The sequence below is a fragment of the Gimesia maris genome, assembly GCF_008298035.1.
Taxonomy (GTDB): Bacteria; Planctomycetota; Planctomycetia; order Planctomycetales; family Planctomycetaceae; genus Gimesia; species Gimesia maris.
On record NZ_CP042910.1, the window covers coordinates 404,015 to 417,352 of the forward strand.

Below are 13,338 nucleotides of genomic sequence, written 5' to 3' on the forward strand. Positions count from 1 at the left end.
AAGATTGTTCAGAATGTTTGTGTTGTGTCCGGTCGGGCAGTCGAAAAAATCAGGACCATTTCCAGCCGGTCGTCTCTTTCAGGTTCATCACACACTCAACCGGCCATTCACCCTGATGCAGTTTGACGATATTCTGAGCCGCCATCGCATAGGCGTCCCGATGCGATTCCTGATCGAGTCCGCCGGTATGGCAGCTTAACAGTACATTTTCCAGTTTGATCAGTGGACTTTCAACAGGCAATGGTTCTTTTTTGAAAACATCGAGTCCTGCGCCCCGCAAGTGCCCCGATTCAAGTGCTTCCACCAATGCATTTTCATCAATCAGTCCCCCACGGGCCGTATTGATCAGTACGGATCCCGGTTTCATGAGGGCGAGTGTATCCCGGTTGATGATGTCGATGGTCTCGGGGGTGACAGGCAGATGCAGAGTGACGTAGTCTGATTGTTTCAACAGTTCTTCGAGGCTGAGCAATTTAATCTGATGCGTTTTGGCAAATTCTTCATTGGGGAACGGATCGTAGGCCAGCACGTGCATGCCCATGCCGATGGCGCGGGTGGCGACGGCCTGACCGATGCGACCCAGGCCGACGATGCCGATCGTACTTCCCCAGACGCGTGGTGTTAATTCCCGCTCCCATTCGCCGCTGCGAACGGCACGGTCCTGTGTGCGTGTCATGCGGGCGATGCCCATGAGCAAAGCGAAGGCCTGTTCCGCGACGGAGTGATGATTCACGCCGGGTGTGATGGTCACCACAATATTTTGTGCATCCGCGGCTGCCAGGTCGACGGCGTCAAAGCCGACCCCGTAGCGTGAGATCACTTTCAGGTCAGGCAGCTGTTGCAGTACTTCACGGGAATAGATTTCGGCACCGGCGAGGACGGCATCATATCCCTGAACCTGTTCGACCACGCGATGTGGTTCTTTGCGGAGATCGACTTCCGTGGGAACCGTGTCGACTTCAAAACCGGCGGCCTGCAGGATTTCGAAATGCGGGCCGAATTCACACATTTTGGCAGTACAGATGACACGAGGCATGATCGGTATTCTTCTCTAAAAACAGTGCACAGATACGGTGAAACAGGTACTGTTACTCTAGCGGAAGAGGATATCTGCTGACAACGTTCCCACGACGAAAAAACGAAATGCCTGCTAATCACCGGGGAGGCTGAAAGAAACGTTCTGCACTCTGGACGGTCTGAGGGTCCGTCAGCCGCAACAGTTCGAGAAACTGCTTGGCTTTCTGTGATGTTTCAACATCATTGCCACCAGCGTTTGTTGGCGGGACCAGCGATGCCACCAGGAAATAGCGGATGATGGCTTTTTTAATCGAACGTACATCGTAGTCTTTGGCAGCGTACAGTTCGGCCAGGCGATCCATGACAGTCCAGTCTTCCCACCGCGCCAAGTTCGCGATGACCAGGTCGGCCAGTTCGGGACGTTCCAGCAGCAGGCGCATGGACTGGTTCAGGCGGCGTTTCTCAATCTTTTCCTCTCCAAAAGTCCAGATGAAAGAGAGCGCCTGCATTGCGGCAAACGTTTCACTGAAGGCAGCTGTTTTATCCCGGAATTTGGTTTGGTCGATTTTGTCCAGACCGCCAGAACCTGTCAGCAGCAGATAGCCGGACATCAGGCCGCCGATACCCATGCGGATTTCCTGTGCGGGCAACTGGATCTTTGCTTCCATGAACTGGATATCCGACTCCTGACCACATAGCCCGAGCAGCAGTCCGTACAGGCCGAGACGGGGAACGGGCGTGTTCTCGTTTTCCAGCCAGCTGCGCAGTTTTTCGCGAGGCAGGTCCTTTGCGAGGGGGGTGATGGCTTCGAAAGGGGCATTGGCGAATTCAGCAAAGGCGTCGTTGGCAATGATCTGGTCGGGGTGTTCCAGATAGTTCAGGAAATAGCGGAGACGTAGACTCGTCTCCTTTTTTTGCGCAGGGGCCTGTTTTAAGTAGTGAATGCTGGCGCTGGTGACGGTGACCGGTTCGTTCCAGTGCAGGCTGATCCCGCGGGCTCCTGTCAGCAGGAACACATCACCCGGATTGCCTGAATAATGACGCGACAGAGTAATCTGGTCCCCGATTTTCAAATTACTCTTCAGCGGTTGATGCAGGACCTCTGAGATGATGAAGCTGGTCTGTCCCGTTTTTTGTAACGATCCCTCCCTGGCACTCGACCATTGTCCGAGGATAGCGACATCTGCTTGTGCCAGCTGTTCGGAAAGCGTGGTGGAGGGGCCCGGACAGAACGGGCAGGCTGCCAGTCGTGTGCTTATTGTCATCAGCAAAAGGCTGCAGAGGACGAAAATACTGCAGCATCTGATTCCGGTTCGTTTTCGCACGTGCATCACCGATCCTTCGGTTTGTAAGAGAAATTAAACGACTTCCAGCTGTCATCCCTCGAAATACGAATCTCTCATTCTTATTTAAGGAAGAAGAACCGTTCTGCGCTCTGGACCGTTTTCGGATCTTCTTTGCGTAATTTATCGAGCAGTTTTTTGGCTTTTTCGGTGGTAGCTGCATCGGGACCGCCACCCTTTTTGTTTTTACCTTTCGATGCCACCAGCAGGTAGCGAACGATGGCCCGTTTGATTGACGGGATGTCGTAGTCCCCCGTGCCATACATGTCCATCAGGCGGTCGAGAACGGACCAGTCATCCCAGCGGGCCAGGTCGGCGACGACCAGGTCGGTCAGTTCAGGGCGGTCCAGCAGCAGTCGCATGGATTTTCGCAGACGTTCTTTATCGATACGACCATCGCCGTAAGTCCACATGAATCGCAGTGCCTGCATGGCGGCGTAGGTTTCACTGAACGCGACATCTTTAGGAACGAATTTGGTTTCATCAATCTTATCCAGTCCGTCGGAACCGGTCAGCAGCAGATATCCGGAAATGACGCCATCGATGCCCAACCGAAATTCTTTGGTGGGCTCATTGATTTTCTTTTCCATGAAGGAGACATCTTCCCCGGTGCCACAGAGACCGAGCAACAGCCCGTACAGACCGATGCGTGTGACTGGTGTATCCGGGTCAAGGAGCCACTTCCGGATTTTTTCGCGGGGCATTTCTTTGGAGAGGGGCGTGATATCTTCGTAGGGGGCATTTGCAAATTCCGCATAAGCGTCGTTGGAGATCATCTGGTCGGGGTATTCGAGAAACTTCAGAAAGTATTTGAGTCGCTTGGATGTTTTCTCTTCAGGAGCAGGTGCCTGTGAAATGTAGTGAAAGCTGGTTTCGGTGACTTCGATGGGATCGCCCCAGTCGACTTCAGTCCCCTTGGTTCCCAGCAGCAGAAACAGGTTTCCTTTTTTGCCGGGGCGATGACGGTTAATGGTGATCTGATCGCCGACTTTGAGTTTGTCTTTGTCTGCCTGCCTCACGATTTCTTTGACTTCGAAGACGGTCTTGCCTGCTTTTTCCAGCGTTCCTTTTTCCGCTTCTTTCCATTGTGCGAGCACGGCGACATCGGACTGCGAAAGCTGTTCGGTCAATGTCAGTGACGGTGCAGAGCAGAAGGGGCAGGCGGTGAGAACCGGTGTTTGTGCGAATACGATCAGGCCACAAATGAGCGCCAGGAATACGCGATTATTAAAATACTTTGTCAAACCAGTCATGTGCCGAACCTCGTGGCGGTAGATTTCAATTATTGGTGAAACGAAAGGCGTTCGTTATTTGTAATGCAGTTCTTCATTATTTATCAATGACGATAGCGTCGTCAATCGTGTAGATGCGTTCGAGTTCTCCGTCAAAGCTTTCTGCATTGATGTGGAATACACCGACAACGTCAAACGGGCGATTGAGAATATAGTCAGCGGTCACCCCTTCCCGCATGATAACCGGAAACAGATCATAGATTTTGGGGTTCTTGCCGAAGCAGCAGATCTGGTTGTCCCGTGCGAGCAGAAAATATTCGTTGCCTGTCTGCTGAAAGGGAGGATACATGAACCCGCGAATGCGAATGCGTTTACCGTCCAGGTTTTTCAGCCATTCCGGCATGAGATCCGGGGCCTGGGGCGTAACCGGTTCCATGTTCATGACTTTCAGTAAATCGAGATCGTCGTAATTGACGAGCAGTGCATTCTCGGGAGAGGTCCTGCGGAAGGAGCGTTCTTTGACCAGAATTTTGACCTCGCGAGGTTCACTGGCTTTCTTTTCCTGCGCGACTTCCTCTTCTGTCAACGAGCGTTTTTTGGGATCGGGTCGTTGCGCCTCAACGGGCAAAGAAGTATCGCCGGAGAGTTTCGCATCGGGTTGCTCAGTGCCTGCATCCGGTTTGGCAGCGACAGCGGTTGCCTGTTCTGACGGGGAGGCAGGTACTTCCGGTTTCACAGCTGCAGAAGTCGAAGTTTCCATCTGCAGCGCCGGTGCGACTGGTTTTTCCTCAGGCGTTGTTTCAGCTACTGGCGTGGTTGAACCGGTTTCAGGTTGGGGGCGTTCGTCATCAATCTTCTCGCTGAACTGCCTGTAATCGGTCGAGTCAGATGAGGAACATCCGCTGACAAAGACAGACAGGCTGCCGAGAATCAATAGTATGAGCGTGAATTTAAAAGGTCGGGTAGGATTCAGGTGGGCCTGCACGTGATCAATCTCCTGATGATCGGGTGGTTCACCAACTTCCTGACAAAGTTGATAATGGCTCAGACTGAAGATCAACCTGAGCCATTCAGTTACACAGTTAACGCTAAATTGGTTTTCTTTTCCAGGTTTCAGGATCGAGGTTGAACGGGCTGCACTCTTGATCAATAAGAAGTCCGGGCCTGCTCAAAGTGGGTTCCCTTTATCTGGTATACGGGACGTAAATCTCCTGCAGCGGTGGGGGCTTCTGCCAGGAACTCTCCGGCGACAGAGACCAGACCTGCATAAAAATCAGCCCGTTTGTCTCCCTGCATTTCAACGAGGATCATGTCTTTCACGTCAGGCTGTCCGCCGAAGCAGCATTGGCCGTTGTCTTTGACCAGGATGAAGCTCTTCAGGTTTTGGGTACTACCGGTGGGATACATGTAGCCTTTGAGGAAGATATTCTGCTTGTCCAGTTTGAGCACGTCCGGGTTCACACCCTGGACGCCATCTTTGGTGACGAAACCTTTGGCAGAGATGTCGCTGCTGAAGTTCAGACGGTGATAGCCTTCCGGAACTTCATTGGCATAGACAAAAGACTGATAGGCGATGCCACTGACCAGAAAAAAGACCGAGAGCGCCACACCTGAAGATGCCACTGTTTTACCCCCCAGTTCACCGGCGGAGCGTTTAATACTCCAGAGGCTGATCAGGGAAACAACAATACCAGTGACGGCAATTCCCAGACCGATAATGCCAAACAGGGCAATGAAGGAAAGCAGCCCGAACGCCAACCCCACGACTGCGGTCGGAGGGACTGGTTTGTACGAAAATTCGTCCTGGAAGTCAGCAGGATTTTGCAGCGATTGATTGGAACCATCAAGAACTTGCGACATCTTGCAAGGCCTTTCAAAATATCAGCAGAAATCAGATAATAAAAAACAACAAAAATCAGCAGCTATCATACAGGAACGGCTCCCTTCCCGGGTATAAGGCGTTCCTTTGACTATCATATCATGCAACAGGGGTGAGGGCACCCCTGAAATCGCTGTGAAAACCAGAGAAATTACGCAGTCTCACGCAGGGCAGGGTACCCGCATGCGTTCCGACTTAACGATCCCTGGTCTGGTCTGGTACCGATAATAAGTACGCACCGACCCCATCAGTATATACGTAATCAGGCTGTTTTTTGTTGAATTTTTATCAATCTTAAGAATCTCAACAGAGTGTGAGGGAGCTTTCGTGTCATAAGGCTCATAATCATAATAGTTTATGAGAAAATACGATTGCCCCGATATCGCCGCCACTTCTGTACAGGATTTTCAATTCTCCTGCGGGAACGCGGGGTCAGGAATGTTCCAGGCAACTTTCCACTTCTGTGTGGTATTCCTGCAAGTCTGGTACCTTCAGCCCTTTGACTTTGGCTCCATCGTCCCAGCGTCTGAGTAAAACGGCGGTGTGATGAAACGGGTTCTGTTCGAATTCTGCGATTTCAGCGTCTGTCATCAGCCCCCCCTGAAGTTCATAACTCCGCTGAGAGGCCCGGGAGAGACCGTTGAAATAGTCTGCATTGACTGAGCAGAGATAGCGTTTGGCGGGAACATGCAGAAAGATGGGTTCGGTGACCGCTTTGCCGAAGAAGGGAGCCAGCTGCTGTGCGCCGACAGTTTCGTGCTGCCAGTCTTCCGCGAGGAAGTGATTCTGTTCGTCGTGTTCGTCCATCAGAAAATGGCCGATGTCATGCAGCAGAGCCGCGGTGATCTGTTCCATCGTCGCGTGACTTGTTTTCGCGAGATGGGCCGCCTGCAGTGCGTGTTCCAGCTGTGTAACGGATTCATCGTAAAAGCTCTGTCCGTGATCCTGCATCAACTCGAAGAGTGAGGTTACTCGTTCGCCGGGTGTTTTACTGAGTGATAAGACATCACAGAGTGAGAGTTCGATTTTTTCATTCATGTTTGCTGCGCTGGCTTTCCATCAAAATGACCAATTTTGCTGATTTTCAGTTTCTCGCCTCCGGTTGTATCAACCTGTGCGAACGAACGTCGTTTGTCGGCGTAATATTCTTCCCTCAGGTCGCCTTCCGCGAGAGCGTTGTAAGTGAGGTAGAGCGTCCGACGCGGTTGCTGCGTTTCGTTGGGCGGACTTTTATGCGGCGCATAAGAACTGAAGAACAATGCGTCGCCGGGTTGCATGGGCACAGGTTCCCAGTCCAGCGTGTCAGCGTATTCACGGTCGATACAGCCATTTTTATCCAGATGCAGCAGTCCCCGCTGATGCAGTTCGGGTGTAAAGAAAAGACAGCCGTTTTCGGGAGTTGCGGCATCGACGGCGATGGAGCAGGTGATATGATTGCGGATGAATTCATACGCGGGAGCATCCTGATGTGCGGCATAGCCGCCGCCCCCCGGGTATTTGTAGTTGATTTTTTCCTTATACAGAATTGCAGGCTCTCCCATTAACGCGCCGGCACAGTCAGGGATTTTTCCCTGAGTGAGTAGCTGTCGAATGCCAGCATGAAAGGCCAGAATGTATTCCGTGCGTGCGGGTCTCACGCCAGATGGTGTCTGTTCGAAGTGATGCATCCACTTTTCGTCGTCGGCAGGCCAGGCGCTGATTTCTTCGACCCATTCACGCAGGTTCTGTGTTTCAGCTTCCGAGAGAAATTCCGGGAGCTTGATATAGCCGGTTTGATTCCAGCGGTCGAGTTGTGAGTCAGTCAGAGTTGTGTTCATGATACGGCACCTGTATTGGGAGTCAGGCTGGTTTCGGGTTCCAGTTCCAGTAGGTGTGCGGTTTCACTGACGGTCTGTTTCTGGCGAAAGTACCAGATGACGACCAGTGTCCCTGCGATGGAGACAGGCGAAATAATCAGTGCCAGCCAGAACAGGAGGGCTACGAAATCCAGATTCTTCTGAAAGATGAGATTGACGATGACCATCAGGATCACCGTGCTGATGTAGCCTGCAAAATCTCCAAGATAGAGCAGGTATCCGACGTTGCTTTTGTCGCGGATCATGGCGATGACCCGTTCATAGATGGTGGTATGAAACAGGACATAAGGCACATACAGACTGATGCCGATCAGCACCATGAACTGGAACGCCGCGGCTTCGGTCCAGACAGTGGTTCCCCAGTAGTAGAGGGTAGTTGCCAGCGCACATCCGAAGCCGAGCCCGACCATGATCATGCCTGTCAGAAAGGCGCGATAGTTGGCGCCAATGAAGACGACGACCGCGCTCAAAGCAATGACTACAATGGCGACCAGGAATTCTGACTGAGCAAAAATCTGCGGTTTTTCAACGCCGAATCCCGACCAGATTTCGGCAGCATAGTCATCGCGCACACTGCGAAAGATGGTGAGCAAGACCATGAGTAAAATCAATACGGTTAATCCCAGCGCATTGCGGGAGTAAAACTGTCTGCGTTCGATTCCATTAAAGGGGGAGCGTTTGGAGCGGGCGGTTACATCCAGTTCGCTGGGCGGGGGGATTTGCTCCAGCATCCAGACTCCCGCTAAGAGCGGGAGCCAGAACAGGGCACCGGTGAGAAAAGGCATCCAGAATTCGGAGACGCCATAGGACTGCATCAGAATGGCACCCGCGGATTTAACCGTTCCGGAAGCCATGATAAAACTGGCGCACAAGCCGGCGGCCATCGCTTCGGTGACACGCCGTCCTTCGAGGAAAGCAAAGACGCAGCCAAAGACCATGCCCAGCGGTAAGCCATTACAGAACAGAAATACAGGCTTCAGCCAGTAAGGGGCAATCGCATACGGCAGCAGTGCCAGGTGAGCGACAGCGATCAGCGACAGAATCATGGCAGCCCGGCGGTGTGGCGTCATTTCGGAGATGACCTTGACGCCGATCAGTTTGGAGAGGGCATAACCGCTGACCTGGGCAAACAGCAGAATGACTTTATAGCCGACTCCCCAGAATACCAGGTCTTCATATTGCGCGACGGTAAAAGGCTTCCGAAACGCATACATGCAGAAGTAAGTGGTAAATGCTGCGACCACAGACCAGGCGGTCAGGACACCTCGATTGCTCTGTTCCAGGCGCGTCGAGATATACTCTGATTGAAATCGCATGCGGCGTCAGTACGAAAGAGGCTGTCATTTCCGGTGTTTGTAATGACAGGTAGTCTAAAGACACTGCATGAAGTGCGAGTGAGGCAGGTGTGAATTATGGATGAAGAACGCCCTGCATGGGAGGCAGGGCGTTCATAACAGTCTCCAGAATGATGGTTTCCAGTTAGAAATCTCCGTCAGTCGCTTAAGGTACTGGCGACGTCGGTACGGTAGGCGGTCATGGCGGGGATGAATCCGACCAGGGACGCCAGGACCACGAGGATCGGCAGCAGGAACAGTTCTGTGGAACTGAAAGCAAACGGGTTGATCAACAGACCGCTGCGGGCTTCGATAATCGGCGCGGCGACGAAGACCAGTCCGTGGCCGAGGATGATTCCCAGAATGCCCCCGCCCAGACAGAGCAGAACGGATTCTGAGAGTATGATGCCGAAGACCGTTGTGCGGCCTGCACCCAGGGCGCGTATGATGGCGATTTCCCGCTTGCGGTCGGACATCGAGTTATAAATGCTCACAAAAATACCGACTCCGGAAACGACGATGATCAGAGAGGTCAAGATGATCAGCATGGTCCGGATATTGCCCACGATGTTCTCCATCAGCCAGCTGATCTGCTGGATCGGGTTGACGGCCTGTGCCTGGTTGCCTTCTTTGAGTTCCGATTGAAACTTGATGGAAGAGAAGCCACGCAGGCGGTCCCCTTTCATCTGCACGAGGATCGCGGTGACTTCCTTCTGGGCATCGGGCACTTCATGGCCGTGGTCATGACCATGATCGTGGCCGCTGTGATCATGGTGATCGTGTTCTGCGCTTTCTTTGAGTTGAGCTTTCAGTTTTTCTTCATCCACTTTTTCGCCGAAGAAGGCGGCTTCGCGGCGGATGGCTTCTTCCAGCGGTTTTTCATGACCGGAGACCTGGTAAAAGCCGCGCAGGTTGACGAAGACGGTCCGGTCGTTGGGCGTTCCCGTCGGTGCCAGGATGCCGACAATTTTGAATTTCTCATCATGCACGTGCCCACTTTCAGCGGAACCATGAATCAGTTTGAACTCGTCTCCCATCTTCCAGTTATTCTGTTTGGCCACGGCAGAACCGATGACCGAATCCCAGGTGCCCGGCAGAAACTTTCCTTCCTTGTTGATGCGGAAATGCCGACCGGGAATGTATTCCAGCGCGAAGTAACGAGGGATGGTGCCGACGATCGGGAAGCCCCCTTTCTGGGTGACATCGCCAATGGCGAACGGAATGGCTTCTTTGACGCGCGAATCGTTTTTCAATTCGGTGTAGTAACGATAAGGCAGATTTTCAATCGGGGCTCCCACCCGGAAAACCGTATTCAACACGAGTTGCAGTGCACTCCCCTTGGGTCCGACAATCAGGTCGTAACCACTGGCGGTCTGATTAAACATGCGATCAATGACGCCGTTGATCACCAGGACAGAAATCATCAGGGTGACACCCAGGGCAACGCTCAAAGCGGTCAGGAGAGAAGCGACGCGGCGCTGTCGGATACTTTTCCAGGCAATGGTCAGGGTATTCATAGGGGAGATTACTTTGTTCGCAAAAGAAGGTTTATGAATGATTCCATCAACTTACAGCTGGCATCAGGCGCGGGCATGCACCTTATTGAATTCTGTCAGTGTTTCAACGCGTTCAAACTGCTTCGCGACTTCCTGCGAGTGGGTGACCAGCAGCATGGCAATTTGATTTTGACTGCAGGCATCGCGAAGTAACTCGAGGATTGTCTGCTGATTGGCAATGTCGACGTTCGCCGTGGGTTCATCTGCGAGCAGCAGACGGGGCTGATTGGCCAGAGCACGGGCGACAGCGACGCGCTGCTGTTCTCCCACTGACATCTGTTTGGGGTGGTGATACAGGCGGTGTTCCAGGCCGACGAGCGTCAGCAGTTCTTTGGCGCGGTCGCGGCTCGGTTTTTTCCGGGAAAAGCTCATGCCCAGCAGGACATTTTCCAGCGCGGAAAAAGCGGGCAGCAAATTGAAGGTCTGGAAGACAAAGCCGATGCGTTCAGCCCGGAAGCGATCGCGAACGACTTCAGCCATTGAGGCGATCTCAGTGCCGGCGATGGTGATTTTTCCGCTGTCGACAGAAGTGATGCCGGAAATGACATTCAGGAGGGTCGATTTACCGGAGCCACTTTCGCCGATCAGGACCACCTGTTCTTTGTCTTTGATCTCAAAGCGTTCGATATCCAGAATCGGGAGCGTGGCGCCATCAGGTTCGCGGTAACTCTTTTTCACTTTTTCCAGCAGCAGAGACATACTGACCTCGATTGGTGGGCTGAGAAGGCAACCTGAATTGTCAGGCAGCGCAGTGGGTGTTTGTTTTTGCAAATGTTATGCAATAAGGGTGCTGTTGACTAGGGTTGTTTTGTCGAAAGTTTGCAATTCCCGCTGATCGGCGGCGCGAGCTGATTCTATCTTAAACAATTATTAATATATAACTTACGTCTATGGATACTCAAGTCGAATTTCATAAGATCGCCGTAGGCCTGATCGGGCGGATTTGCTATAGTTCCGCCACTCTGATTGTAACCAATACACGGATGGATTGTGAATCAAGGAAGAAGACAAGATGCGAAGTCGTAACCGGGGCCGATTGATTACTCCTTTTCGTTTTATCATGCTTGCCGGTCTGGGGATTCTGGGAACCGCCGCCTGGCAGTATGATCTGCTGCCTTTTCAGGTGAGTAGTGCCCCTACCGGAGCTCTGCATGAAGAGGAGCAGGCTGCCACTCAAACAGAGCCAGAGACCGACGAAGTGGAGCCGGTTCTGTCCACGGAAACGATCATTGCACAATCCGAGCCACCAGCAGAAGCATTGCCCGATGGAAATGATAATCAACGTTCCTACAAAACCCGTGATATCGAACCCCCGCGGATTTATAAACGTACAGTGAGCGGGCAGATCGTCGAAGCGGAAACCGTCGTTGATTCCCCCGTGAATGAATCATTGGAGCTTCAGCAGTTTAAGGCACCGCAGCAGTTTAAAGGGTCGGCACAGCCTTTACCGCAGGAACCGTCGGCGCTGTCTGCACGGCAGACGGTAGATCCGGGGGCTCCCCGTCAGCTGCAACCGCCGGAAGGCATTAAACGCGCCAGCAATCCAGTGATCAAAAACACAGAACATGCGAGCTTTAAAGAAGAGTTTGGTGCCAGCCCGGCGGAGCAGGAAGTTCCTGATCTGATTGCCATTGATGAACTGATTCAACAGCGGAAGATTCTCGAAGCGCATAAAAGACTTTCCAAAATCTACTGGGCTCAACCGGAGCTCTTTCCCGTGATCAAATCACGGATCGAAGAGACGGCGCGGATGATCTACTTTTCACCCCAGCCTCATTTTATGACGCCTTATGAAATTCAACCCGGTGACCAACTTCGTAAAGTCTCGAAAGATTATAAGATCAACTGGGAATACCTGGCGAAACTGAACCAGATTGATCCCGTGAAGATCAGGCCGGGGCAGAAGTTGAAAGTCATCAAAGGCCCCTTCAATGCATTTGTGGACCTGAGTGATTTCACTTTAACCATACACGCTCACGGTTACTTTGTTCGCAGGTATTCGATTGGAACTGGAAAAGATCACTCGACGCCCACCGGCAAGTTTCTGGTGAAAGAAAAGCTGGTTGATCCGACCTATTACGGTCCCGATGGTGTGATTGCCAATGACGATCCGACCAACCCGCTGGGGGAACGCTGGATTGATATCGGCGACAGCTATGGCATTCATGGTACGATTGATCCGGCTTCCATCGGCAAAGCGGAATCGAAAGGCTGTGTGCGGATGTTGAATGAACACGTCGCGGAAGTCTATGACCTGCTGGGTATTGGTTCGGAAGTTGTCATCCGTCCCTGAGGGAGCGGGTGCATCGGACCCCGGAACAGTGCCCCGTCATCTGTTTGCTACATGCAGCAATGTAATAAACACGAATTCGGGTATTCTTGCCCTGTGGTCCGTTTGAATGTTGAATTCAAGCCTGTAGAATACGTGTGGCGAATCCGGAATTGAGCGCAGGCATGAGACGTGCGCTGGCTGGTTTTGCATTCGAGAACGTCACACATTCAGGTTAGGGGCAGAGCATTCATGTATGATCGGGAAAAACTGGTCGAGTTGTTTCGAGAGCGGGCTTTAAAGTTCGGCGATTTCACACTGGCTTCAGGCAAGAAGAGTACTTATTACCTGGACGGCAAACAGGTTGTCCTGCATTCGCATGGATTGCGGCAGGTATCTGCCGGTCTGCTGGAGTTGCTGGGTGATACCGAATTTGATGCGATCGGCGGTATGTCGATTGGAGCCGACCCGATTGTTGCCGGCGTGCTGGCGATTGCTGCCGAGCAGGGGAGAGCCTTGAATGGTTTCATGGTTCGAAAAGAAGCCAAGGGGCATGGCACGAATAAATATGTCGAAGGTCCCGTCAAGCCCGGCGACAAAGTTGTGATTGTGGATGATGTGATCACGACTGCAGGCAGTGCCCTGCTGTCGGTGGACCGTGCCGAAGAGTTCGGCTGTCAGGTGATCAAAGCACTGGGCGTTGTTGACCGTCTGCAGGGCGGCGCTGCGAATTTTGCGAAACGCAATATCCCGTTCGAAGCATTGCTGTCGATTGTCGATTTCGGCATTGAGCCTCCTGCCGAAGATGAATAATCAAAGTCAGTTTCAACTGCTTTAATGATTCAGCGGTGT

At 52.4% G+C, this 13,338-nt stretch carries 12 protein-coding genes; 2 read left to right on the forward strand and 10 right to left on the reverse strand.

Annotated elements, in window-relative coordinates:
- Positions 1 to 49: 49 nt before the first annotated feature.
- The 10 genes from GmarT_RS01500 to GmarT_RS01545 all read right to left on the reverse strand — a co-directional run bounded on the left by GmarT_RS01500 (position 50) and on the right by GmarT_RS01545 (position 10,916).
- Positions 50 to 1,036, reverse strand: coding sequence for a phosphoglycerate dehydrogenase (locus GmarT_RS01500; protein ID WP_002646834.1), 987 nt, complete (start codon positions 1,034 to 1,036; stop codon positions 50 to 52).
- 118 nt (positions 1,037 to 1,154) lie between these two features.
- Positions 1,155 to 2,282 (reverse strand): hypothetical protein, encoded by a 1,128-nt coding sequence (locus GmarT_RS01505; protein WP_230682386.1) that lies wholly within the window; start codon positions 2,280 to 2,282, stop codon positions 1,155 to 1,157.
- A 140-nt stretch (positions 2,283 to 2,422) separates the two neighbouring features.
- Positions 2,423 to 3,613, reverse strand: coding sequence for a hypothetical protein (locus GmarT_RS01510; RefSeq protein WP_002646832.1), 1,191 nt, complete (start codon positions 3,611 to 3,613; stop codon positions 2,423 to 2,425).
- Positions 3,614 to 3,689: 76 nt separating this feature from the next.
- The gene (locus tag GmarT_RS01515; protein WP_149302402.1) at positions 3,690 to 4,577 is read right to left on the reverse strand and encodes a hypothetical protein; all 888 of its coding nucleotides are present in this window, start codon (positions 4,575 to 4,577) and stop codon (positions 3,690 to 3,692) included.
- A 161-nt stretch (positions 4,578 to 4,738) separates the two neighbouring features.
- Positions 4,739 to 5,452, reverse strand: coding sequence for a hypothetical protein (locus tag GmarT_RS01520; RefSeq protein ID WP_002646830.1), 714 nt, complete (start codon positions 5,450 to 5,452; stop codon positions 4,739 to 4,741).
- A 451-nt stretch (positions 5,453 to 5,903) separates the two neighbouring features.
- The gene (gene phnZ1 / locus GmarT_RS01525; RefSeq protein ID WP_002646829.1) at positions 5,904 to 6,509 is read right to left on the reverse strand and encodes a hydroxymethylphosphonate dioxygenase; all 606 of its coding nucleotides are present in this window, start codon (positions 6,507 to 6,509) and stop codon (positions 5,904 to 5,906) included.
- A complete protein-coding gene (gene phnY, locus GmarT_RS01530; protein ID WP_002646828.1) occupies positions 6,506 to 7,288 on the reverse strand; it encodes a methylphosphonate hydroxylase in 783 nt (260 codons plus the stop codon). The genes phnZ1 and phnY overlap by 4 nt, the downstream gene beginning before the upstream one ends.
- Positions 7,285 to 8,643 carry a DUF5690 family protein gene (locus GmarT_RS01535; RefSeq protein WP_002646827.1) on the reverse strand — a complete coding sequence of 453 codons (1,359 nt, stop codon included), beginning with the start codon at positions 8,641 to 8,643 and terminating at the stop codon, positions 7,285 to 7,287. Before GmarT_RS01535 ends, phnY begins: the two co-directional genes overlap by 4 nt.
- Before the next feature lie 176 nt (positions 8,644 to 8,819).
- Entirely contained in the window at positions 8,820 to 10,178 is a 1,359-nt protein-coding gene (locus GmarT_RS01540; protein WP_002646826.1) for an ABC transporter permease, read from the reverse strand.
- A gap of 63 nt (positions 10,179 to 10,241) precedes the next feature.
- Positions 10,242 to 10,916: an ABC transporter ATP-binding protein gene (locus GmarT_RS01545; protein ID WP_002646825.1), complete on the reverse strand. Its 675-nt coding sequence runs from the start codon at positions 10,914 to 10,916 to the stop codon at positions 10,242 to 10,244.
- Positions 10,917 to 11,229: 313 nt separating this feature from the next.
- Here GmarT_RS01545 and GmarT_RS01550 point away from each other — a divergent pair, with 313 nt between their 5' ends.
- Both GmarT_RS01550 and pyrE read left to right on the forward strand, forming a co-directional pair.
- A complete protein-coding gene (locus GmarT_RS01550; RefSeq protein ID WP_002646824.1) occupies positions 11,230 to 12,510 on the forward strand; it encodes a L,D-transpeptidase family protein in 1,281 nt (426 codons plus the stop codon).
- 228 nt (positions 12,511 to 12,738) lie between these two features.
- Positions 12,739 to 13,299 carry an orotate phosphoribosyltransferase gene (gene pyrE / locus GmarT_RS01555; RefSeq protein ID WP_002646823.1) on the forward strand — a complete coding sequence of 187 codons (561 nt, stop codon included), beginning with the start codon at positions 12,739 to 12,741 and terminating at the stop codon, positions 13,297 to 13,299.
- The last annotated feature ends 39 nt before the right edge of the window (positions 13,300 to 13,338 follow it).